The sequence below is a fragment of the Bacillota bacterium genome, assembly GCA_030705925.1.
In the GTDB taxonomy this organism is placed as follows: domain Bacteria; phylum Bacillota; class Clostridia; order Oscillospirales; family Feifaniaceae; genus JAUZPM01.
Genome location: JAUZPM010000017.1, coordinates 13872 through 39808, shown reverse-complemented (window position 1 = coordinate 39808; position 25937 = coordinate 13872). Strand labels below are relative to the sequence as shown.

Below are 25937 nucleotides of genomic sequence, written 5' to 3'. Positions count from 1 at the left end.
TATAATAACAGCAGCAGCGCAGTTGACTTAAGCGGTTACAGGGTTGACATTTGGGGTAAAAGCGGCTGTGATCCGAATGATCCAAACACAAGCTCGTCGATAGGCGCGCGCTGTGACTTTACTAGCGGAACAATACAGCCGGGCGCAACACATCTAGTGATTTGTAATCCAAACTCTGCGACAGATGCAAATGCTTTGGCAACATTCAACAGCATGTATGGAACATCTTTGACGCTTAACGATGTGACTTTTGTTAAAACATCAATATCAACAACTGCGACGAGAATGTTTGAACTTGAAACTGACAATAATACTACAGTATCCAGAGTTTATACGAATGAGTTTACCAAAGGCGCGCCAGATAATATTTCTGGTCAGTCGGTACATTACACATACCCAAAAGATATGATGCCTGATGGTACAAAATTATATAATGCAAAGTTTTCTCCTGGCACTGTATCTGCTGATCAACATCCTGCTAAACAATAGAAATCGAGTCAAGAAGGCCTAAAGGCTTCTTAACTGCTTGTTTTACATTAGAGTTAGCGCTCCTATTTCTTATGTAGAGTTGAAAGGGGCTGTTGCAAAATAAATTTGCGATAGCAATCTTACACAACGAAAGCAGCTTAATCAATAGAAAAATGCGCTTTGAAATGGCTTTTAGTGGCCAAATCAAGGCGCATTTTTGTACATTATTTTCTAAAGGGGCGTTTTGCAACAGCCCCTTTTTAATATTTATCATATTCATTGATCGAAGGCGCAGACTGTTTGCACATGTGTCAAATTTACTTGCATTATCAAGGACAAACTTATCATCTCATTCGCATAATTATTCCATTTTGAATTGTTTGTCATGTACCGCTCTTTCATAAATCTTTTCCGCTTTTACATCTATCTCGATATCATTATACTTGTCTATTTTTCCCGGTATTGATAAGTAATAAAAGAATGATTTAATATTAATCATTAAAAATGGCAATGCAATAACATATTGTTATTAAACAGCCATATAAAAGCCAACATAAAATGACATAATACTTCGATATATACTTATCAACTTTTCTTGCACTAATTAATTACACAAAATTAGTACTCTTAATTTGTTAAAAATGCACAAACAATATGCTGAAAATGTAGAACTTTTAATTAATATTGAATTAATATAATACGTATTGTATAATTTATACAAATAAGTAAAAGAATGGGGGAAAATTATGAGTAAGCTTTGGAAAAGAAGGATCTCGTATATTCTTGTATCTGTGTTTCTAATTACACTGACCCCTGTTAACACTTTTGCCAATGAAACAAACTATGCTGACACCAAGGATGGGACAATTACCATCGGTAATTCGGGTGATACAGTTTCAAATGATACACAAACTAATGCTGGAACAACAACGAACGAAGGAGGAACAACGACAGACGGAACGGCGACAGGTGGAACAACAGACGGAACAACGACAGGCGGAACGACAACAGGCGGAACAACGACAGGTGGAACGACAACAGGCGGAACAACGACAGACGGAACGGCGACAGGTGGAACGACAGGCGGAACGACGACAGGTGGAACAACAGGCGGAACGACAACAAGCGGAACAACGACAAACGATACATCTCAAAATAGCGGTGAAGCGGATACAAATACTATGACCGCAAATGCCATAGTTACTGCCGGCGCACCCCTTTTCGCGGTAACAGAATTGTGCGCAAACCCCAAATTTGATACCAGCAAAAATTATTCATGGGCTGGAACATGCGCATCCGGAAACGATGTGTTCGAATTTGTGGAACTTGTGAATATCTCAACACAGGCGATAGATATTAAAAATTACTCATTAAACATTTGCGCAAATTATGAAACTGACCAGACATGGAGAAACAATACATTTTATTATCCCGCGTCAACGACGGGACAGCAGGGCATCATTGATCCCGGAGAAGCCGCTGTGATTTTGGTCTATACATTTGATACAGCTAAAACTACGCTCGACTGGGCAACTTCGGCGGGGCGTACTGCGATACTGTCGGCCTTCAATGAGTTTTATGGTTCAAGCGTTGACGCTGACCATTTCGTGATTGCTCCGTGCAGCCAGCACGGGCAGACCGATTCGAAGATGGCCGGAACAGATAATCTTCAAAACGGGCAGTCCGTAATGGGCGTAAGATTGGTAAATACCACTACAGACGAAGTTGCGGCAGAGGCATTTTATAATGATTCTACCACAACCGAATTCGCACAGGACGGCCTGTCGTGCGAATTTACTTACTATAATAATTGCTATCAGGACTGCCGGCCTGCTTATGACAGTTTTATTACTGAAAAATCAAGCATATTGACATCGGGATCAGTAGTATCTAATCCCGGAACATATAAACAAAGTCAGGTTCCTGCCGTCGGCGATCCTCTTTTTGCGGTAACAGAATTATGCGCGAATCCAAAATTTGATGCCAGTAAAAATTATTCGTGGGAAGGCACCTGCGCGACGGGAAACGATGTATTCGAGTTCGTGGAATTGGTGAATATCACCAATCAGCCTGTAGATATAAAGAATTACTCGTTAAACATCTGCGCAAATTATGAGACCGACCGCACATGGAGAAACAACACATTTTATTACCCCGCGTCAACAACGGGACAACAAGGAATTATTAACCCAGGAGAACCTGTTGTAATTTTGGTCTATACCTTTGATACTGCTAAAACTACGCTCGACTGGGCGACGGAGGCGGGGCGCACTGCAATACTTGACGCTTTCAACGAGTTTTACGGTTCCGGCGTTGACGCTGATCATTTCGTGATCGCCCCTTGCAGCCAGCATGGTCAAACAGATTCGAAGATGGATGGAACGGATAATCTTCAAAACGGGCAATCGGTGTTGGGCGTAAGATTAGTCAATACAACGACTAAAGCTGTCGCGGCTGAGGCATTTTATAATGATTCGACGACTACGCAGTTTTCTCAGGACGGACTGTCATCGGAATTCATATACTATCCAGACTGCTATAGAGACTGCCGCGCTGCCTATAGTAATTTTATTACGAACAAATCAAGCATATTGACTTCCGGCTCAGTAGTATCTAATCCAGGCACGTATAAAACCAGTCAGGTTCCAACCCCTGGAAGTCCACTTTTTGCGGTAACGGAACTGTGCGCAAATCCTGATTTTGACGCCAGCAAAAACTATTCATGGGAAGGCACCTGCGCATCAGGAAACGATGTGTTCGAATTTGTGGAATTAGTGAACATTACAAATCAGCCGATAAATATAAAAAATTACTCGCTTAAAATCTGCGCAAATTACGCCTTAAATCAAACTTGGAGAAACAATACATTTTATTATCCGGCATCATCGACAGGGCAGCAGGGCATTATTGATCCGGGAGAAGCGGCTGTGATTTTGGTCTATACTTTTGATACGGCAAAAACTACGCTCGACTGGTCAACCGAGGCTGGACGCACTGCTATACTCTCCGCTTTCAACCAGTTTTACGGCTCGAACGTTGACGCAGATCATTTTGCGATCGCTCCATGCAGCCAGCATGGTCAAACAGATTCCAAGATGCCGGGAACGGATAATCTGCAAAACGGCCAATCGGTTTCAGGCGTAAGATTGGTCAACACCGCTACTAACGAGGTTGCGGCTGAGGCGTTTTATAATGATTCAACCACTACCGAGTTTTCTCAGGACGGTCTGTCGGCAGAATTCATGTATTATTCCGGCTGTTATAAAGACTGCCGGCCTACTTACGATGACTTTATTACCAATAAATCAAGCATATTAACATCGGGCTCTGTAGTTTCTAATCCCGGAACATATAAACCAAGCCAGGTTCCATCCTCCGGAGGCCCGCTTTTTGCGGTGACTGAGCTGTGCGCAAATCCTAAATTTGATGCTGGTAAAGACTATTCGTGGGAAGGCACCTGCGCATCCGGAAACGACGTATTCGAATTTGTGGAATTGGTGAACGTTTCAAATCAGCCGGTGGATATAAAAAATTACTCATTAAACATTTGCTCAAATTATGAGACTGACCGAACATGGAGAAACAATACATTTTATTATCCAGCGTCAACAACAGGGCAACAGGGCATCATTAATCCTGGAGAGGCCGTTGTAATTCAAGTCTATACTTTTGATACGGCGAAAACTACGCTTGACTGGTCGACTCAGGTTGGCCGCAATGCGATTTTGACCGCGTTCAATCAATTTTACGGTTCGAATGTTGATGCCGATCACTTTGTGATTGCTCCGTGCAGCCAGCATGGTCAGACCGATTCAAAGATGCCGGGAACGGATAATCTTCAGAACGGACAATCGGTGTTGGGCGTAAGATTAGTCAATACTTCTACTAATGATGTTGTGGCAGAAGCATTTTATAACGATTCTACTACGACTGAGTTTTCTCAAGACGGCTATTCTGCAGAATTTATGTATTATCCCGGCTGTTATCAGGACTGCAGACCGGCTTATGAAAGTTTTATTACCGACAAATCGAGCATAGTGGCATCCGGTTCTGTAGTATCAAATCCAGGAACGTACAAGTCATATCAGATTCAGGCGACAAGCGGACCGCTTTTGGCGGTAACGGAGGTTTGTGCCAATCCTAAGTTTGACGCCAGCAAAAACTATTCATGGGAGGGCACCTGCGCCACGGGAAACGATGTGTTCGAATTTGTAGAACTCGTCAATATTTCGAAGAATCCTGTAAATATTAAAAATTACTCATTAAACATTTGTGCAAATTACGCAGTTGACCGAACATGGAGAAACAATACGTTCTATTATCCGGCATCCAGTACGGGAAAACAGGGCATAATTAATCCGGGAGAAGCTGTTGTAATTCAAGTCTATACCTTTGATACCGCTAAGACTACGCTCGACTGGGCAACTGAGGCGGGGAGAACTGCGATACTGTCCGCTTTCAACGAGTTTTATGGGTCAAACGTTGACGCGGATCATTTCGTGATTGCTCCATGCAGCCAACATGGTCAGATTGATTCAAAGATGGACGGAACAGATAACCTTCAAAACGGTCAATCGGTAATGGGTGTCAGATTAGTCAACACATCCACTAAAGCTGTTGCGGCTGAGGCGTTTTATAATGATTCTACTACTACCGAGTTTTCGCAGGACGGTCTGTCGGCAGAATTTACGTACTATCCTGGCTGTTATCAAGACTGTCGCCCGGCTTATGACAGCTTTATTACCAATAAATCCAGTATAGTAGTATCGGGCTCAGTAGAATCAAATCCCGGAACATTTAAAAATAATCAAGTTCCGATTTCTGTAGGCCCGCTCTTTGCGGTAACAGAGCTGTGCGCAAATCCTAGTTTTGATGCCAGCAAAAATTATTCGTGGGAGGGCACCTGCGCGACCGGAAACGATGTGTTTGAATTCGTTGAATTGGTGAACATTTCAGGAAAGCCGGTAGATATAAAGAATTACTCACTTAATATTTGCGCAAATTATGATTCTGACAGAACATGGAGAAACAATACGTTTTATTACCCGGCATCATCGACAGGACAGCAGGGCATCATTGATCCGGGAGAAGCAGTTATAATTCAGGTATACACTTTTGATACAGCTAAAACTACGCTCGACTGGGCGACGGAGGCAGGGAGAACGGCGATACTGTCGGCTTTCAATCAGTTTTACGGCTCTAGCGTTGACGCGGATCATTTCGTGATCGCCCCATGCAGTGAGCACGGTCAGACAAACGCAAAGATGCCGGGAACGGATAATCTTCAGAACGGGCAATCGGTGTTGGGCGTAAGATTAGTCAATACATCAACTAAAGAAGTCGCAGCAGAGGCGTTTTATAATGATTCTACAACTACGCAGTTCGCTCAGGACGGCTATTCTGCAGAATTTATGTATTACCCTGACTGCTATAGAGATTGCCGCACTGCTTATGACAGTTTTATTACCAATAAATCCAGTATAGTGGTATCGGGCTCTGTTACGTCAAATCCCGGAACATATGATGCTGATAAAGTTCCGGCTGCCGGGTATAGCGCACCTCCGACGATTGATTTTAAAAATTATCCCGGAAGAACTGCAACTGACAATACGATTACAGTGTTGATTAAAGGTTCGACCGGTATACGCGCGGCAACGCTGTTTTACAAAACAGAGACTCAGACACAATATTCTAAGTTGTTAATGAATGCAATAGGAAGGAATTCGTTTGCTGCCGATATACCATCTGCAACCATGGCGTCAGCTAAAAACTTAAGCGTATATTTTTCCGGGACTGATGGCATCGGCAGAAGTGAATCGAGCATTTATAACATTCCTTTGAATAGTGATGGACCGTCAATCAGCTCGTTCAAACCCTCTTATCTTTACGCATTTCTTGATACTAAAAAACCGACAATATCCGCAAGTTATTCACATGCTTCCGGCATATATACGGCAGGTGTAAAGCTTTTGATTGACAATAATGACGTTACATCCGGCGCAACAGTGACATCGAGCGGAATATCTTATACGGCACCTTCCGAACTCTTGGTTGGAAAGCATACGGTAGAGCTTATTGCGACGGCTAATAATACAGCGAAAAGCAAGACTGACTATAAGTCGGAATTCTATGTTAGTGATGGGACTGACCTGAACCATTATAAAGGTGAAATACATTCACATTCAACTGATTCAGATGGGCAGGGGACAGTCAGCGAGGCATACACATATGCACGAGATACAGCCAAAGTTGACTTTTTCGGACTTAGTGACCATGCCGAATACTCTGCTATTGGCGGCAGCTCTCCCGATGCGGATTATATTAACATTCCGAATAAAATGAACGTTCCCGGTACGTTTGCTACTCTTCCCGGATATGAGTGGACCCAAAGCCAATCAATGGGTCCGTGGGTTGGACATATGGATGTGTTCAATTACGGAAGCAATACTGTTTTATCATGGAGTAATACCAAGTCGATCCCGGATTTATATAGTAAAATATCAGCGCAATCAGGCGTTATTGCACAGTTTAATCATCCGGGATATTTGTGGGGGGATTTTGCACATTACGCTAGCCGAACCGATGCTATTGACGCTAAGGTGGATCTTGCTGAAATCAATAATGCCAGCTATGACGCGCAATATAATGAAATGCTGAGTGCCGGATGGCATGTCGCGCCGCTTAGCAATGAGGACAATCATTCAAAAGGCTGGGCGACAACGACAAAGAATATCGGGGTAATTTTAACTCCGGCGCTGACGCGTGATAATATCATTGATGCGATAAGACACAGAAGGACATATTCTGCAGGCGATCCTGACACTCGAATTAATTATTCGATAAACGGTCAGGTGATGGGTTCCATCCTTAATAACCCAAGCACATTAAACTTTAGCATACATGTAACACATCCAACGAGAGCTGCTGGAACCATATCTATAATAGCTGACGGCGGCGTAGTTGTTGCGAGTCAGACCTTTACGACCAATGACGCGACATGGAACTTTACCTTGCCTGCATTATACGACCATTATCATGTTAAAGTGATGCAGGGGAGCGACTATTCAGTAACGGCGCCTATATGGACAACAAATGTAAAAGCGCTTTCGGTTCAAAGCCTTAATTACAATGTTTCAAGCACTTATGATGCTATTACAAATTTGACGACAAAGAACATAGCTTCAGAGGCTTTGAACAATGTTACAGTAAGCTATTATACGACCAACAATATCACGGGAACTCCTATTGGCACGGCAAGCATCGGGAATATTGCGGCAGGTCAGACCGGAAGCGTGTCAAAAAGCCTTGCATCAGTGAAAGAAAAAACACTTTTACTTAAGATAACCGGCACTGGCGCTTCAAGTGGAAAAACTTATTCGGCGCTTAAGGAGATATTCATATCCGGATTAATGATTTCAGAAGTATGTATCGCTCCTAATTCCGGTGGGTATCAATTCCTTGAAATCTACAACAACAGCAGCAGTGCGATAGATCTAAGTGGTTATAGAGTTGACTTGTGGGCAAGAACCGGAGATGATCCTAATAACCCGCCGTCAACCTCATACAGTAAGCGCTGTGATTTTTCAACGTCAAATTTGCTGCAGCCGGGCAAGACACATATTGTGATTTGCTACACAGATTCAGATTCGGGGCTGACAAACGCACAGAAGCTTGCTAAATTTAATAGTTTTTACAACACATCTTTAACTCTGAATGACGTCGACTTTGTTTATTTCACGATTGCAAAATCATATACGAGGTTGTTTGAGCTTGAAACAGACAGCAATTATACGGTATCCAGAGTGTATACCAATGAATTTTCAGTAAGCAGCCCGGATTATATTAATGGAACATCAGTTCAGTACACTTACCCGAAAGGTATGATCCCGGATGGCACGAAGCTATCAAATTCAGCATCTACACCCGGAACTGTAAGTTCAGGTCAGGGAGCGACAAGACAATAAAATGGAATACGAGAAGCTGCCCTAAATTTTAGGGCAGCTTCGTTTATCGAAAAACTATGCTTTTCGATAAACTGACAGACGCTCGAAAAAGACAAGCAGACGAAGAACAGGCGTACGTCGCTGTATGCAGATACAGCAGGGCGCCTGTTGGCGAAGTAAGCAAAAGTGCCCCGGTAAGGGGGCGCTTGAATCATTTTGCGTTTACAAACCGTAATGAAGATTGCGTTTAAAGACTTGATACGTCCATTTTGTCTTATCATGTATATGTAATCACTTTTGCGGTGCGTGTACTTTTTCGACAGTCTGAAGCTGCTCTAAACTTTTTAGGGCAGCTTTCTTCTTATAAAGCGGTTTTATTTTTATAACACTTATGTTATAATTAATCTTTGTAAATAAAATTTACTATAAAAGGGTAAATGCCCTAAAATATAAGAATAATAAGTAAAATTATATATGAGAGGAAGATAATTTTGGTCAAACATTTTGTATTGTTCCGCCTGCTGGACAATGCCGAGGGAAAAACAAAAGATGAGAATGCAAAATTTATCAAGCAAGGGCTTGAGGCGCTCAACGGGGTTGTTCCCGGTCTTATCCGCCTTGAGGTAGGAATCAATTTTAAACCGTCTGAAACAGCCTCCGACGTTGTTGTCAACGCTGAATTTGAGGATAAGGATGCTCTTGAGGGATATATAGTGCATCCGCAGCATCAGGCCGTCGCTCAGTATATCGCGAAGGTGCGAAGTGAGCGCCGCGTTATAGATTATATAGTTTAGGAAACGGAGAGGCAATGAAGGAAAACATACTTTTAAAACAATATATAGATTTATCGACTTTGACCGTATACAGAGGAGTGCTGGAAAGTAAACCAGTAGATACTCTATACAGACTGTTCGGAGAAATAGCGAAGGGAAATGCAGACCCCGGCGAGTTATGCGGAATGTATGCAACCGTGTATTACGAGCTTGCAAAACAGGATGCAGGAACGCTTGAAGAGAGCATAACACCTTTCTTAAAATTCAACGTTTCGCCTTACGCCAGAGCCGCCGCATGCGGTGAGGGGGAAGACAGACTCGCAAAAGCCGCACACCGCGACCTTGATATTTTATCGGCGCTTTGCGCGCTGCCTTGCTCTGTAATAAAAAGCTCAATAGATAACGTATGCGGATTTCAGGCTTCTTCCGGCCTGCCTGATTGGAAAACAAGCGAAAAACCGATCGATTTTGACGCGCTGACCGTTTTCCACCGTATCAACGGCTATGGCATTTTTGCAAAAAGCCATGCATTTGTTTGGGAGAACGGTGCGCTTCGGGCGATAAAGAATCCCGACACCATCAATGTCGAGAACATGGTCGGCTTTGAGTGGCAGCGCGAGCAAGTCATCAACAATACCCGTGCGCTGTGTAAGGGCAACAGGGTAAACAACATACTTTTATACGGCGACAGCGGAACTGGTAAATCCGCGACTGTAAAGTCGATGGTCAACATCCCTGAATTCTATAATCTCCGCATAATCGAGCTGCCGAAAGACCATCTTTCAGAAATACCCGACGTGCTTCGTCTGGTATCGGGACATCAGCAGAAATTTGTGTTCTTTATCGACGATCTGAGCTTTGAAAATAACGAAGAGGTATTTTCAAGCCTTAAAATAGTGCTGGAGGGCGGCCTTGAAATGCGTCCCCAGAACGTCGTAATATATGCAACCTCTAACCGTCGCCATCTCGTACGCGAGTATTTCAATGAACGCAAGGGCACTCTTTCGACTGACGCCGAGGAAGAAGTCCACGCAAATGAAACGGTTCAAGAGAAGATATCTCTGTCGGAACGTTTCGGTATTAAGATCCCGTACATGGCACTTAATAAGAAAGAGTTCATAAATCTGGTGCAGGAGCTTGCAAAGCAGGAGAACATCCCCATGAGCGAAGACGAGCTTTCGGCAAGGGCGATCGAGTGGGAAAGCCACTATCCCGGCAGAACGCCGAGAACAGCGCACCAGTTCATAGATTACTTAAAAACACTGTAAAGAGGTGCGGGCTATGCAGTCAGCGTCATACAAGACAATTGAAACGCCGATTGGCCCCCTTACGCTTTACAGCGTTGACGACGCACTTGTAAAGATAGAATTTTCAGACAAGACAAGCGATAACGCTTTTGAATATATGAAAAGCCGCTTTGGCGATTATGAAATCACCGAAAAATCCGCCGTTCTTAACAAAACGGAAGAAGAGCTTTTAGAATATTTTTCGGGAAAACGCCGGGATTTCAGTGTCAAGACAAGGCTTTTGGCATCCGACTTCAGCATGAAAGTGTATGAAAGGCTTTTGAGGATTCCTTACGGGCAGGTGACAAGCTATTCCGACATTGCCCGTGACATAGGTTTCCCCAAGGCTTTTCGTGCTGTCGGAAACGCAAACAACAAAAACCCAATACCTATAATCTATCCCTGCCACCGTGTGAACGCGAGGGACGGGCAGCTTTCAGGATACGCCGGGGGAACGTCGGTGAAACGCCGCCTGCAGGAGCTGGAGCAGAACGTGCTGATGCGCTCTCGTGATGATATAATAAGCCAAAACGAGCTTTTTAATCCAGGAGTGACCGCATATATTAGGTCGTTCCTGCGGGAAGATGAGAAATATCGTGAAATACTCTCGCATGCGGCAGAGAACAATATCCCTGTCGTAAAGCCGGAGACAGCATCTCTTTTAAAGCTTATATGCGCTGTCAAAAGACCTGAAAAGATCCTTGAAATAGGCACCGCGACAGGCTTTTCTGCTTTGATTATGGCAGACGCATCCCCGGGGCTTCAACGCCTTTTGACGATCGAGAGGGATGAGGCGAGGGCAAAAAAAGCGGAAGAAAATATTAAGGACAGCCGGATCGAGCTTAGGTGCGGCGACGCGCTTGAACTTATCAGCGGGATAGACGAAAAGTTTGATCTAATCTTTGTGGACGCCGCAAAAGGGCAGTATTACAAGTTTCTGGAGATGTGCCTGCCTAAAATGCGGGAACAGGGCATTATGATATTTGATAACGTGCTGTATAAGGGCATAACCGCCGACCTTACGGCTGTTAAACACAAAAACAGGACGATTGCGAGAAACCTTAAGATATTTACTGACATGGCTATGAATGACGACAGACTTATAAGTACGATTTTACCGACGGGCGACGGTGTACTGCTGTCGGTTTTAAAATAAGGAGGCTGTGGACGTGGAGAAAAAGTATATTATTGCGCTGGACGAGGGAACGACCAGCGCGCGCACCATCTTTTATGACATTGAAAAGCAGGAGATCGCTTTCAGCGAAAATAAAGGTTTTGAACAGATTTTCCCAAAGCCCGGATATGTCGAGCACGACGCGGAAGAAATATGGGAAGCACAGCTTTTTACAATGAAAAACTGCGCCAAACGCTGGAAGGTCGACATGGACGAGGTTGCGGCTATCGGCATCACGAATCAGCGTGAAACGGTCATCGCATGGGATAAGGTGACGGGCAAGCCGCTTTACAATGCGATAGTCTGGCAGTGCCGCAGAACGGCGGATATATGCGAGGGCATCAAGGGGTATACGGGTACAATAAAGCAGAAAACTGGTCTCGTGCTTGACGCTTACTTTTCGGGCACCAAGATAAAATGGCTATTTGACAACGTGCCCACTGTGCGTGAAAAAGCAGACAAGGGTGAGCTGATGGTCGGAACGATAGACACATGGCTCATATATAAGTTGACGGGCGGAAAAGTCTTTGCAACGGACTATTCCAACGCATCGAGGACGATGCTCTTCAATATCCATACCCTCACGTGGGACAACGAGATATTACATATGCTAGGAATTCCGAAAGACATCCTGCCTAAGGTCGTGCCTTCCGTTGGCGTTGTCGGCTACACCGACAAAAAGGTCGTCGGTGCTGAGATCCCGATTGCGGGCATAGGCGGCGACCAGCAGTGCGCGCTTTTCGGTCAGGGATGCTTTGAAGTGGGAAGCGCAAAGAATACTTACGGCACCGGCTGTTTTATACTGATGAATACAGGCGACAAACCGGTTTACTCTGAAAACAACCTGCTCACAACAATAGCCTGGGGCATGGACGGCGGCGTTCAGTATGCGCTTGAAGGCTCGGTGTACAATGCCGGGTCGGTTATAAAATGGCTTCGCGATGAGATGCATATGATAGAGCGTGCATCAGACGTCGATACGATCGTCGAAGAGGTCGCCGACAACGGCGGGGTATATCTCGTTCCGGCATTCACGGGACTGGGGGCACCGTTTTGGGATATGTATGCCCGCGGCACCATTGTCGGGCTTACGAGAGGAAGCGGCAGGAAGCATATCATCCGGGCGGCTGTCGAAAGCATTGCGTTCCAGGCTAAATCGGTTTTTGACGCAATGGAGCAGGATGCAAAACTAAAGCTTGCAGAGCTTAAAGTGGACGGCGGCGTTTCGGTCTGCGACTTCATGCTTCAGTATCAGGCAGACCTTTTAAAGACGCCTGTAATCAGACCACAGAACCGTGAAAGCACGGGGATGGGCGCTATATATATGGCGGGTATCGGCGTTGGCGTTTGGAAAAACACCGACGAGGTAAAACGCCAGTGGAAACTGGACAAAAAATATGTTCCGGGCGAAAAGAAAGAAGAACGCGCGGATCAATATAAAAAATGGCTCAAAGCGGTAAAACGCGCTTCGGATTGGGAAGAATAATAATTACAAATATGAAGGAGCAGTAACTCATGGAACTTGCGAAGACCTATAACCCGAAAGAGGTTGAAGACAGAATATATGAGATGTGGCTTGAAGGCGGGTATTTCAAGGCAGATGCCGAAAGCAAAAAGCCACCTTTCACGATCGTGATGCCGCCCCCGAACGTTACAGGACAGCTGCACCTTGGGCATGCTCTCGGCGACACGATACAGGATATACTTATAAGATATAAGCGTATGAACGGTTACGAGGCACTTTGGGTGCCGGGCACCGATCACGCCGGCATCGCCACGCAGATACGCGTTGAAGAGGTGCTGAGAAAGGAAGAGGGGCTTTCACGTCACGACCTTGGCCGCGACAAGTTCTTAGAGCGTGTCTGGGCATGGAAGAACCAGTACGGGAACAGGATCGAAAGCCAGATAAAGAAGCTGGGCGCCTCCTGCGACTGGGACCGCAAGCGTTTTACGATGGACGAGGGCTGCTCAAAAGCTGTTAAGGAGACGTTCGTTGAATTATATAATAAAGGGCTTATCTACCGTGGCTATCGCATCATTAACTGGTGCCCGGACTGCATAACCGCTCTTTCAGATGCTGAGGTTGAATACTCGGAAACCGAGGGCAGCCTCTGGTATATAAACTATCCGCTTGAAAACAGCGATGAGTTCATCACAGTTGCGACGACACGCCCGGAAACTATGCTGGGCGATACTGGTATCGCTGTAAATCCCGATGATGAACGCTATAAACATCTTGTCGGCAAATACGCTATCCTGCCGATAATGAACCGCAGGATACCCATTTTTGCAGACGATTATGTTGAAAAGGAGTTCGGCACTGGGTGCGTCAAGATCACGCCCTGCCACGATCCGAATGACTTTGAAATGGGCAACCGTCACGGTCTTGAGCAGATTTTGGTGCTTGACGAACACGGCAGCATGAATGAGAACGCTGGTAAGTATCGCGGACTTGACAGGATGGAAGCGAGAAAGCAGATAGTCGAGGAGCTTACCAACTTAGGGCTTCTTGTCAAGATCGAAAAGCTGAGCCACAACGTCGGTCAGTGTTATCGCTGCGGGACGACGGTTGAGCCGATGGCATCAAAACAGTGGTTTGTAAAGATGAAGCCGCTGGCTGTCGACGCTATCGACGTCGTTAAGAACGGCACTGTTAAATTTGTTCCCGAACGTTTCTCAAAGACATATCTAAACTGGATGGAGAACGTCCGCGATTGGTGCATTTCCCGTCAGCTATGGTGGGGACACCGTATTCCGGCTTACTACTGTGACGACTGCGGTGAAATGACCGTCTCAAAGGAAGACGTAAAAGTCTGCCCGAAGTGCGGCTCACAAAATATGCGCCAGGAAGAGGATGTGCTCGACACCTGGTTTTCGTCGGCACTCTGGCCGTTTTCTACCCTCGGCTGGCCGGAAAATACAAAATCGCTTGAAAAATTCTATCCTACCTCAGTCCTTGTCACGGCTTATGACATCATCTTCTTCTGGGTTGCGCGCATGATCTTTTCCGGTATGGAGCAGATGAAGCAAAAACCATTTGATGAAGTGCTGATTCATGGTCTTATCCGTGACAAATTCGGCAAGAAGATGTCAAAATCCGCCGGAAACGGCATAGATCCGCTTGAGGTGATAGATCAGTTCGGCGCGGACGCTCTGCGCTTTACACTTATAACAGGAAACTCGCCCGGCAACGATTCTCGCTTTTCACTTGAAAAGGTTGAAAGCTCGCGCAATTTTGCAAACAAGCTTTGGAACGCCTCACGTTTCGTGCTGATGAACCTGAAAATAACGGAAAACAAGCTGCCGGAAGTGCTTGAGCTTGAGGATAAATGGATACTGACAAGGCTTAACAGGGTCACGAAAGAGGTTAACGACAATCTTTCAAGCTATGAGATCGGCGTTGCGGTTTCAAAGTTGTATGATTTTATCTGGGACGATTTCTGCGACTGGTATATAGAGCTTGCGAAGATGCGCCTCTTTGAGAGCAACAAGAACGAGGCGACACGCGTTTCGGCTCAGCAGGTTCTGCTTTACTGCCTGACGAATATCCTAAAGCTTCTGCATCCTGTGATGCCATTCATTACCGAGGAGATTTACCAGACGATACCGCATGACGGCAAAGCTTTGATTATTTCAGAGTATCCGCAGTTTGATAGCGGGCTGGACTTTTCCGCCGAGGAAGCGCAGATGGAGAAGATCATGGCTGTTATCCGCGCTGTCAGAAATAGAAGAAGCGAAATGAACGTGCCGCCCTCACACAAGGCGAAGATTTATATCGAGACTGCTCTGCCTGAGGTGTTTGAAAAGGGAAAGGTATTCTTCGAGCGTCTTGCCTCCGCGCAGGAAGTGGAAGTCGGCGATTCCTTTGACATCAAAAACGCTGTGCTGATAGTTACCGATGAGGCACGCACAAAGATACCGCTTAGCGAGCTTATCGATATCAATTCCGAGATCGAGCGCCTTAAAAAAGAAAAGGCGACCCTTGAGGGCGAAATTAAAAGAGTTGAAGGCAAATTGTCAAACGCAGGATTCGTTTCAAAGGCGCCTGCGGCTGTCGTTGAGGAAGAACGAGCTAAGGGCGAGAAATATAAAACCATGCTTCAAAAGGTCATTGACAGCATAAGTGAACTGCAAGGGTGAGTTTAATGAACTATCAAGAGGCGCTTTCGTATATACATTCACGTCCTAGAATGAGCAAAAAGCTTGGGGTAGACAACATTCGGGCAGTTTTGAAAAGGCTTGACGATCCCCAGAAAAAACTGAAATTCATTCATATTGCGGGCACTAACGGTAAAGGCTCTACCGCCGCGATGACCGAATCTGTTTTGCACGCTGCGGGATATAAAACGGGACTTTTTATTTCTCCATTTATAGATGAGTTCAACGAGCGTATACAGATTAACCGAGAAAATATATCAGACGGTGACCTTGCGAGAATCACGACTTATGTAAGCGAGGCTGTGCAAAAGGCTGAAAGCGAAGAGGACATTTCGCCTGTAAGCGAATTTGAGATCGTGACCGCAGTCGGGCTTTGCTATTTTGTGGAGCAGCAATGTGACTTTGTGGTGCTTGAAGTGGGAATGGGTGGCAGGCTTGATTCCACAAATGTGATAGATACGCCGCTTGTAAGTGTAATTACTTCAATTTCGTTTGACCATATGCAGTTTTTGGGGGACACGCTTTCCAAAATTGCGGGCGAAAAGTGCGGCATTATAAAGGATAACGGGATAACCGTTATGTATCCGCTTCAGGATGACGAGGTCGTCGGCGTTGTTAAAAAATATGCCGATGAAAAGAAAAACAGGCTAGTAGTTCCAGAATTAAAAGAAGTTTCCGTTAAAAAAGAGAGCATAAAAGGCACTAAGTTTTCATATAAGGGTCTTAATTTGACATGTCCGCTTGCCGGGGCTCACCAGGTCAATAACTGCGTTACCGCTATAGAAACGCTACTTGCCCTGCGGGGGCTGGGCGTAAAAATAAGCGACGATCAAATCCGCCGCGGCATTGCCTCGACACGGTTTGCCGGGAGGCTTGAAATTGTAAAAGAAAAGCCAGTCGTACTGTTTGACGGGGGACATAATCCAGACGGGATAAGCAAACTTAGCGACGCTGTGATGCGTTTTGTCAAGCCGGATTATGAGCGGCTTTATGTGATAATGGGTATGGTGGGCGACAAAGACTATAAAAAATGCATCGAAAAAGTCGCAAGCCTTGCCGATGTTTTCATGGCGGTTGCACCTGGCAATCCGCGTGCTCTTTCACCTCAAATGGCGGCACAGGCGGCGGATGAGTTTTGCGAGCGCACCTATTTTGATGAGGATACCGAAAATGCGATCAAAAAGGTGCTGGACAATGCTGAAGAGCATGATGCAGTTCTTATCTGCGGGTCGCTTTATCTGCTTGGTGACGCCCGAAAATATGTTAAAAAATATTATATCAATACCATAAAATGACAAAAAATTTATATAAAATAGCCTATCATTTTAAATAAATGACAGGCTATTTTTTTTATGCAAAAAAAGGAGGAATCCGGTTGAAATACGAATTAACGCAAAACAGCGGCGGGCTTTCAGTTGTTTTAAACGGCGAAATAGATCACCACAATATTGGGCCTGTCCGCGAAGCGGTCGATAAAGCGGTTGCTTCACAGCATCCGCAGGTTGTAGAACTTAATTTTAAGGGTGTGGAATTCATGGACAGCTCAGGTTTTGGTTTTATTATGGGAAGATATAAGTCTGTTTCCGCATTGGGCGGAAGGGTTGAAGTCACAAACTGCAACAAACGCATCAAAAAGATGCTTGAGATGTCGGGCGCCGGCAAGTATGTAAAGATCGATTAGGGAGGAAAAACGTATGAGATGTGTAAACGAGATCAAACTTCAGTTTCCGTCAAAGTCTGTGAACGAGGGGTATGCAAGGGTCGCCGCGGCGGCGCTTATCGCACAGCTGGACCCTACCTTTGACGAACTTGCCGATATCAAAACGGCGGTTTCTGAGGCAGTCACAAACTGCATAGTCCACGCATACGCGGGGGCAAGCGGAAAGATTATGATGCAGGTAAGGCTTTTTGATGACAACAGAGTTGTAATAATCATCAAAGACTGGGGCCGCGGCATTGACGACATTAAAAAGGCGATGGAGCCATGCTATACGACCTCTGCAGAAGAGGAACGTTCCGGAATGGGGTTTACCATCATGGAGACGTTTATGGACAAGCTCCGAGTGACATCCAAACCCGGCAGAGGCACGAGAGTTGTCATGGAAAAGTACATATCAAACAAGAATATATGAAAAGTGCGGCAGTATGGAACAATTATCTGAAGCAGTAAAAAGCACAGATACCAACAGCCTTATCCTAGAGGCTCAGTCAGGCAGCAAAGAGGCTGCCGACAGGCTTATTCAGGAAAATCTGGGGTTGGTGCGCATGGCGGCAAAACGTTTTACCGGCAGGGGCACCGAATATGAGGACATCGTCCAGATCGGTTCAATGGGACTGATAAAGGCTATCCAGCGCTTTGACGTCACTATGGATGTGCGCTTTTCAACCTATGCCGTTCCTCTCATAATTGGTGAACTTCGGCGATATTTCCGTGATAACGGAGCGGTCAAAGTGAGCCGCGGATTAAAAGAAACCGGGTTCAAGTGCCACCAGTGCCGTGAACAGTTCGAAAAGGAACACGGTCGGGAGCCGACAGTCGCAGAAGTCGCCATGCTCACGGGCTGCAGTGCTGAAGAGGTAGCAGCCGCGGCTGACGCTATGCGGCCGGTGCTCTCCCTAGATGAGACAGCCGAAGACGCCGAAGGCAGCTCGATATACAATATCGTGGGTGAGGACAAAACTGAAAATCTTATTGAAAGTATTGCGGTAAAAGAGGCGCTGTCCCAGCTGTCGCCCCGTGAACGTCAGATCATAATGCTGCGCTTTTTTAGCTGTAAAACCCAGACTGAAACTGCAAGGAGACTGGGCGTATCACAAGTGCAGGTGTCACGCCTTGAACGCAGTATACTGGAAAAAATAAGGGAACTGATGGAGTGACACGGTTGCAATAACGCCATAAAGATGATACAATAAATCCGGGCTTGTCCTAATATGCCTTGCCGTTTGGCAGGGCTAATTAATTTTATTATGGAACGGTGATTATGTGTCATCTTTAGACGAGCGTTTTCTTAAAGTGAAAAAAGATATACTTGAACATGAATATAGCAAGCTAAACAAAATGCAGCGTGAGGCGGTATTTCGCGTAAAAGGTCCTCTATTGATCCTTGCGGGGGCTGGAAGCGGAAAAACTACCGTATTGGTAAATAAAATTGCATTTAATCTGAAATACGGCGATTCTTATTACTGCAGTTACGTTCCGCAGGAATTGGGCGACTTTGACATCATGTTCATGGAAAATTACATACAGTATCCTGACAAAGATTTTGACGACAGGCTGAAAGAGCTTATGTCCTTTAACCCTGCACGCCCTTATGAGGTGCTTGCCATTACATTTACGAATAAGGCGGCAAACGAGCTTAAAGAGCGCCTTAACAAGGTCATTGGGCCGCAAGCAGCGGATATCTGGGCTGGTACTTTTCATTCGATTTGTGTAAGAATTCTGCGCAGGCATATCGAAAAAATCGGATACAGCAGCGATTTTACGATTTACGACACCGATGATGTGAAAAAACTCATCAAAGATTGTCTTAAGGCGCTCAATCTTAATGAAAAGAACTATCCTGTCGGCGCCGTGATGTCTGTTATTTCGAAAGCAAAAGACTCAATGACAGCGCCGGAATTGTTCCTAAAGCAAAACGGTTTCGATCAGAGGCTTGAAAAGATAGGGAAAGTTTACGCTGAATATCAGAAAAGGTTAAAATCTGCAAACGCCGTCGATTTTGATGACCTGCTGTGCCTCACTGTTCAGCTTTTAAGGGATAATGAAGCGGTCAGAGAGCATTATCAAGAGCAGTTTAAGTATACTTATGTCGACGAGTATCAGGACACCAACAATGTCCAATATATGCTGGTAAGCCTTCTTGCGGCAAAACACCGCAATCTTACCGTTGTCGGCGACGACGATCAGAGTATATATAAGTTTCGCGGAGCAACGATCGAGAACATATTGAATTTTGAAAATCAGTATCAAGAAGCCAAAATCATCCGACTTGAGCAGAATTACAGATCGACAGGTATCATTCTGGATTCCGCAAACGCCGCAATTAAAAACAACCTCGGAAGAAAGGGAAAGACTCTCTGGACAGAAAACGGTGAAGGTGAAAAAATCAAAAAGTATGTCGCTGAAAACCAGTATGATGAAGGCGTATTTATCGCGAATGAAGTTTTGAACCAGATCCGGGTCAATAACAGAAGCTATCACGATTTTGCGGTGCTTTACCGCACTAACTCGCAGTCAAGTGCAATAGAAGAGGCAATGCTAAAATGCGGTGTTCCGTATAAGATCGTCGCAGGTATGAAGTTTTATGACCGCAAAGAGATAAAAGATGCAATATCTTATCTGACTGTTTTGACAAATCCGCTTGATAACCTGAGGCTTAAAAGGATAATAAACGAGCCGAAGCGTGGGATAGGCGAGTCGACTCTTGAGACGGCACAGAGGCTGGCGGACAATGAAAACATTTCAATTTATCAGCTTTTGCAGAAGGTATCGGATTATCCCGACCTTGACAGGGCTGCGAAAAATATAACCAAATTTATGGATATGATGGAACAGCTCAAAAAAGAGGAGGAAGGGACGACACCTGAGGAATTTGTCCGAATAGTTCTTACAAAAACGGGTTATCTTTCCCTCTGTTCAGAACAGGATAAGGCAGACGGACGTGACAGGCTCTCGAACCTTGAAGTGCTTGTATCAAACATCGAAAATTATGCATCAAAAGCCGAAAATCCAAGTATTACAGGCTTTTTGCAGGAGGTTTCGCTTTCAAGCGAACTTGACTTATTGAGCGAAAACGGTGAATATGTATCAATGATGACGATACACAGTGCAAAGGGACTTGAATTCCCTGTTGTGTTCTTAACCGGTATGGAGGAAGGCCTTTTCCCGTCTATGCGCAGCCTTAGTGAAACATCGGAGATAGAAGAGGAGCGTCGCCTCGCCTATGTTGCGATAACCAGAGCTAAAGAACAGCTCTATGTAACGAGGGCTGCCCAACGCGGTGGATATTACGGCACAGGGTTCCATACGGAATCGAGGTTTTTAAAGGAAATTCCAGATAAAAACATAGATGACTTGTCTGCTCCAAAAGCTGCGCCAGTGATGAGAAAAGAAATGTCCGATTTTGCAGTTGTTTCGCCAAAACCTGCACAGTCAGTTTATGTAGAGCGGGCAGTTGCCGCACCGTCGCATACTGAATTTTCAATAGATTATCAGGCCGGTGATATAGTTATTCATTCAACTTTCGGGCAGGGCACTGTTATCTCAATAAAACAAATGGCTGGTGACGCAATGGTAGAGGTTGCATTCGACACTGTAGGAACAAAAAAACTTATGGCGAATTTTGCGAAACTAAAAAAAGCAAACAACAGCTAGCTTTCTTGTACTTTAATGGGGTATTGTAAAATTTAATTTAGCTTGTTCAGAATTGGCCAAAGCGGCATCTGGACAAGCTTTTTTTGGTCAGAATCAGGACATTCATCCATAATATGTAACAAGTTACACAATATGTAATCAGAGCAATTGTCATACTTTGTAAAGCGTAATCAGTTACATATTGCATTCGAGTAATATTAATATATATAATGATCATGGAGGATTCCAAAAATTGTAAATAGGGGGAAGTAGAATGAAAAAGGCAGAAAAAACTGGAATCTCAATGGCTTTGATAGCATGCATGATTTTAAGCGCATTCCCGATAGGGACATTTGCCGCAGGTTATACAACGACAAATGCAGCGGTCAATGCACCACCATTAATAGTGACGGAAGTCGTGCAAAACGCGGATAATGAATCTACCACCGGTCAGGACGCCTATGACGCAATCGAGATTTATAACACTACAGACCATGATATAAATTTAAACGATTACGCAATAGCCCAAAAATCTGATTATGTATCCCCGTTTGCAATGACGAGTGTATTTGACCCAAATTTGTACAGCCCAACCTATACTGGCATCAATCATTTCACTTCAACGTCTTCTTATACTGACGGCGAGGTGGCCGATCCTAACGCGCTGACCGTCCATTCCCACGATACAAAAGCGGTATGGGTCAGGTTGACACCAAGTTCGGGGAATAATATTACAAGCCCAAGCTGCCCGTATTATTCATTAAATAAGAGTAATTTTGCCGCAAAATATGGAATTACGGATACATCTAAGATCTGCTATGCTGAATATCCCAAAAAATTATCCGGCTCCAACACAATGACAGCGTCATTAGTTCAGAATAGTTCAAGTTATACGGCGGGAAGCAATTTCTTCCTTGAAAATCTAGCATATGTAGGTCAAGAAAGTCCGGCTGGAATACCCGGAACTGATGCCGCAAATACCCCCAGCCGGGGCATCTTGTATATAGTTAAAAACACTGCAACGGCTTCTTCTGATAAAAATGGCATACTGACAAATAATTCAGATATTGTCAGCACGGCATATTATATGCGAGCGACTAGCACCGATAATAACAAATCAATCGATCTTTTCTTTGATCCGATGCTTGGCGTTTCATATTCACCTGCAAATTCAAACACACAGCATGCTTCGGCACAGACGCCAACCATGGGCACCGGGCTTAAGAACTGGCAGATTCCCGGAGTGGGAAGCGGACTTAGCAGTATGTATGATGATGTTTCCTTCAGTAATTATATTACAGGCAACACAACCGAAATGTATTTTTCGTGTACAGCACATGACGATAACGGACTTATTTCTTTACATATAATGTATAGAAAAATCGGTGAAACCACTTATAAGTCATTAAGTAATAATTGCTGTATGCTAAATTCATCTCCTACATCAGATTCTGTTAGTGGAACGATTCCTTTGAATTCACCTTATTGTCCGTTTAACGGAACCGGCGTTGAGTTTTATTTTGTTGGCGAGGACAGCATCGGGAATATATTCTATTGGGGTGATGAAAGTTATGCTACTCCCGATGACCCGAATACATGTGAAATAGGCTTTGCACAAGATAAAACAGCTGCGCAGAATGTAGTAAATACGATTACTGCGCTAACTGGAACCGACAAAGTGGCAGTTAAAAGTGCAAGATCAGCTTACGAAGCTTTAACCCCGGCACAAAAATTATTGGTGACAAATTATAATACGCTGGTTTCGTATGAATCACAATTATATAACTACGGTCTTCTCATTTCTGAAATTTTGCCTGATCCAAGTCTTGCAAATAACAACGACAACACAGAATTTTTAGAGGTTCATGTTACTGGCAGCGACCCTGTACCTCTTTCTGATCTTCAGCTTAAAATTCAAAATGCCGGAGGATCGTATACCGATAATTATTTTATTACTGAAGGTGAGGGACCGACTTCATTACAGCCATATCAGACATATGTATTTGGTGTATATTTGACAGATAGCTTCAATAAATCTGGCCTTAAATATACATCGGAGAGCGATAAAGAGAATTTCTGGACATCATTTGCAGGTAATACCGTAGATTTCGGAAGCAATTTGACGCTTGATAAGGCGCATCGGATTATAGCACTGCAATGTAACGATTATGGATTTGGAATAGACGGAGCCAGTAATCTTCCAAATAGTCCTGCGACTACCGTAAGTTTATATTCAAAAGGGAAAGCCGCTACTGTTGCGTCATCGACTTATAACGGCGAGAGTACTTCTTCGCCTGATATAGCTGCTGGAAAATCCGCTTTATTTAAGCAAGTGGCAAATTCTGTTACTGCAGCGCTTTATCAGAAAAAGGCGGCAGCTACGCCCGGAACGATTTTGTCCGGTCAGACGCTGCAGTCAAGTGATGCGAATTTAACATCTATAACTGTTCCTTTTGGAACAATTTCACCTGCATTTGCTGCAAATACAACCACATATACTTGTACATTACCATACGGTTCATTATATGCACCGGCTGTAAGTGCAACAGCGTCCAGCAGTTTAGCGACTATAGCCTACACGCAGGCCACTTCTTCAACCGGGACAGCGCAAATCGTAGTGACAGCTGAAAATGGAGCAACTAAAACATATACCATAAACTTTAGAGATTCATACGATAAAGCTGCAAACTACTATGCACCACCATTAATAGTGACAGAAGTTGTGCAAAACGCGGATAATGAATCTACTACCGGTCAGGACGCCTATGACGCAATCGAGATTTATAACACTTCAGACCATGATATAAATTTAAGCGATTATGCAATAGCACAGAAGTCGGATTATGTTTCACAATTTAATATGACAAGCGCATTTGATCCGAATTTCTACAGTCCGACGTATACAGGAATCAATAGATTTACAGCAACATCTTCATATACATCTGGTGAAGCGGCCGATGCGGAGGCACTGATTATTCATCCCCACGACACTAAAGCAGTATGGGTCAGGTGGACTCCAAGTTCAGGCACAAATATTACAAGCCCAAGCTGCCCGTATTATTCATTAAATAAGAGTAATTTTGCTGCAAAATACGGAATTACAGATACTTCAAGAATCTGCTATGCCGAATACCCGAAGAATTTATCAGGATCAGGAACCATGACTGCTTCGTTGACTCAAAATAGTGCCAGTTATACTGCAGGAAGTAATTTCTTCCTTAATAATCTAGCATATGTTGGTCAAGAAAGCCCGGCTGGCACGCCTGGAACTGATGCAGCAAATACTGCCAGGCGCGGTATCTTGTATATAGTTAAAAACACTGCGACTGCTTCCTCTGATAAAAACGGCGTATTGACTAATGATTCCGATATCGTCAGCACGGCATATTATATGCGCGCCACCGGTACCGATAATAACAAATCAATCGACCTTTTCTTTGATCCGATTTTAGGTGTTTCGTATGTGCCGGCAAACTCTAATTCACAACATGCCGCAGCACAAACACCTACAATGGGACTTCCCGTCAGCTCAGGGCTTAAAACTTGGCAAATGCCGGGAATGGGAGGCGACAATACTGATGGATATCAATATGTTCCCTATGGGAATATGGTAACAGGCAACACACCCGAATTGGCTATAAGCTCTAGTAGCGGTGCCAGCAGTGGATTTGTTACGGCACATTTAATGTACAGAAAAGCCGGCGAAACCGCCTATAAACCGATGAAAACAGAATGCTGCATGCTAAGTTCTACTCCTATTACATACGTTACCGTCAATGGGACGTTCCCAATAAATACACCTTGTTGTCCGTTTAGCGGGACTGATATCCAATTTTATTTTGTTTACGAAGATGCTCTTGGAAATATATTATACGATGGTGATGACTATACTATTTCGCCAGATCGCCCCTGTGATCTTATTGATTATATAGGCACAATGGCTGATGAGCCAATAGCGCAGAATGTAGTAAATATGATTACTGCATTAACTGGAACTGACAAAGCAGCAGTAAAAAATGCCAGATCTGCTTATGAATCGTTAAGCACGGCGCAGAAATTATTGGTGACGAACTATAATACGCTGGTTTCGTATGAATCAAATTTGTATGATTATGGTCTGCTAATTTCCGAAATATTGCCTGATCCAAGCCTTGCAAACAGTAACGATAATACAGAATTCTTAGAAGTATATGTTACTGGCGACGACCCTGTGCCTCTTTCGGATTTATCACTTAAAATTCAAAATGCCGGCGGGTCATACACCGATAACTATTTTGTCACTGAGGGGAATGGACCGACTTCGTTGCAGCCGCACCAGACATATGTGTTTGGAATATATCTAACAGACAGCTGCAATAAGTCATCGCTCAAATATTATTACGAAAGCGACAAGGCGAATTTCTGGACAGCTTTTGCAAACAACACAGCTGATTTCGGCAGCGGTTTATCGCTGGATGCCGCTCACCGCATCATCGCGCTGCAGTGTGATCAAAACGGAATGGGAATTGATGGCGCAAGCAATATACCCAATGGGCCCACTACGACCGTGAGCTTATATTCAAAAGGAAAAGCTGCTACGGTGGCGTCCTCGACATATAACGGCGAGAGCACGTCATCGCCTGACATTTCCGCCGGAAAATCCGTTTTATTTAAGCAAGTAGCAAATTCAGTTACAGCGGTGCTGTATCAAAAAAATGCCACTGCTACCCCGGGAACCATTCTGCCAGGCCAGCTTTTATAAGATATGCAGGGCTATCATCAATAACAGTTCCTATATGAACA

Annotated in this window: 14 protein-coding genes; all 14 read left to right on the top strand. The window is 44.4% G+C overall.

What is annotated here, in order from left to right:
• On the top strand, positions 1-489 hold a 489-nt coding region (locus Q8865_04245; GenBank protein ID MDP4152641.1), incomplete at its 5' end, for a hypothetical protein.
• A gap of 725 nt (positions 490-1214) precedes the next feature.
• Positions 1215-8432, top strand: coding sequence for a CehA/McbA family metallohydrolase (locus tag Q8865_04240; GenBank protein ID MDP4152640.1), 7218 nt, complete (start codon positions 1215-1217; stop codon positions 8430-8432).
• Positions 8433-8488: 56 nt separating this feature from the next.
• Entirely contained in the window at positions 8489-8662 is a 174-nt protein-coding gene (locus Q8865_04235; protein MDP4152639.1) for a hypothetical protein, read from the top strand.
• Between the two features lie 240 nt (positions 8663-8902).
• The gene (locus Q8865_04230; GenBank protein MDP4152638.1) at positions 8903-9205 is read left to right on the top strand and encodes a Dabb family protein; all 303 of its coding nucleotides are present in this window, start codon (positions 8903-8905) and stop codon (positions 9203-9205) included.
• A 14-nt stretch (positions 9206-9219) separates the two neighbouring features.
• A complete protein-coding gene (locus tag Q8865_04225) occupies positions 9220-10452 on the top strand; it encodes an ATP-binding protein (protein MDP4152637.1) in 1233 nt (410 codons plus the stop codon).
• A 13-nt stretch (positions 10453-10465) separates the two neighbouring features.
• Complete coding sequence (locus Q8865_04220; protein ID MDP4152636.1) at positions 10466-11626, top strand: methylated-DNA--[protein]-cysteine S-methyltransferase; 1161 nt, start codon at positions 10466-10468, stop codon at positions 11624-11626.
• Between the two features lie 13 nt (positions 11627-11639).
• Positions 11640-13130, top strand: a complete 1491-nt coding sequence (gene glpK / locus Q8865_04215; GenBank protein ID MDP4152635.1) for a glycerol kinase GlpK — start codon at positions 11640-11642, stop codon at positions 13128-13130.
• Positions 13131-13159: 29 nt separating this feature from the next.
• The gene (locus Q8865_04210; GenBank protein ID MDP4152634.1) at positions 13160-15784 is read left to right on the top strand and encodes a valine--tRNA ligase; all 2625 of its coding nucleotides are present in this window, start codon (positions 13160-13162) and stop codon (positions 15782-15784) included.
• Positions 15785-15789: 5 nt separating this feature from the next.
• The gene (locus Q8865_04205) at positions 15790-17097 is read left to right on the top strand and encodes a folylpolyglutamate synthase/dihydrofolate synthase family protein (GenBank protein MDP4152633.1); all 1308 of its coding nucleotides are present in this window, start codon (positions 15790-15792) and stop codon (positions 17095-17097) included.
• An 80-nt stretch (positions 17098-17177) separates the two neighbouring features.
• Positions 17178-17483, top strand: coding sequence for an STAS domain-containing protein (locus Q8865_04200; GenBank protein MDP4152632.1), 306 nt, complete (start codon positions 17178-17180; stop codon positions 17481-17483).
• A gap of 13 nt (positions 17484-17496) precedes the next feature.
• On the top strand, positions 17497-17934 hold the full coding sequence (gene spoIIAB / locus Q8865_04195) for an anti-sigma F factor (protein MDP4152631.1): 438 nt from the start codon (positions 17497-17499) through the stop codon (positions 17932-17934).
• Complete coding sequence (locus tag Q8865_04190; GenBank protein ID MDP4152630.1) at positions 17897-18679, top strand: SigB/SigF/SigG family RNA polymerase sigma factor; 783 nt, start codon at positions 17897-17899, stop codon at positions 18677-18679. The genes spoIIAB and Q8865_04190 overlap by 38 nt, the downstream gene beginning before the upstream one ends.
• Before the next feature lie 106 nt (positions 18680-18785).
• The gene (locus Q8865_04185; protein MDP4152629.1) at positions 18786-21176 is read left to right on the top strand and encodes a 3'-5' exonuclease; all 2391 of its coding nucleotides are present in this window, start codon (positions 18786-18788) and stop codon (positions 21174-21176) included.
• A 253-nt stretch (positions 21177-21429) separates the two neighbouring features.
• Positions 21430-25896, top strand: a complete 4467-nt coding sequence (locus tag Q8865_04180; GenBank protein ID MDP4152628.1) for a hypothetical protein — start codon at positions 21430-21432, stop codon at positions 25894-25896.
• Positions 25897-25937 lie beyond the last annotated feature (41 nt).

Bases quoted from the DNA above. Each gene is read 5' to 3' on its own strand.
- Q8865_04205 (MDP4152633.1), top strand. From the start codon at position 15,790: ATGAACTATCAAGAGGCGCTTTCGTATATACATTCACGTCCTAGAATG.
- Q8865_04180 (MDP4152628.1), top strand. From the start codon at position 21,430: ATGAAAAAGGCAGAAAAAACTGGAATCTCAATGGCTTTGATAGCATGC.
- Q8865_04210 (MDP4152634.1), top strand. From the start codon at position 13,160: ATGGAACTTGCGAAGACCTATAACCCGAAAGAGGTTGAAGACAGAATA.
- Q8865_04240 (MDP4152640.1), top strand. From the start codon at position 1,215: ATGAGTAAGCTTTGGAAAAGAAGGATCTCGTATATTCTTGTATCTGTG.
- spoIIAB (MDP4152631.1), top strand. From the start codon at position 17,497: ATGAGATGTGTAAACGAGATCAAACTTCAGTTTCCGTCAAAGTCTGTG.
- Q8865_04220 (MDP4152636.1), top strand. From the start codon at position 10,466: ATGCAGTCAGCGTCATACAAGACAATTGAAACGCCGATTGGCCCCCTT.
- Q8865_04235 (MDP4152639.1), top strand. From the start codon at position 8,489: ATGCTTTTCGATAAACTGACAGACGCTCGAAAAAGACAAGCAGACGAA.
- Q8865_04225 (MDP4152637.1), top strand. From the start codon at position 9,220: ATGAAGGAAAACATACTTTTAAAACAATATATAGATTTATCGACTTTG.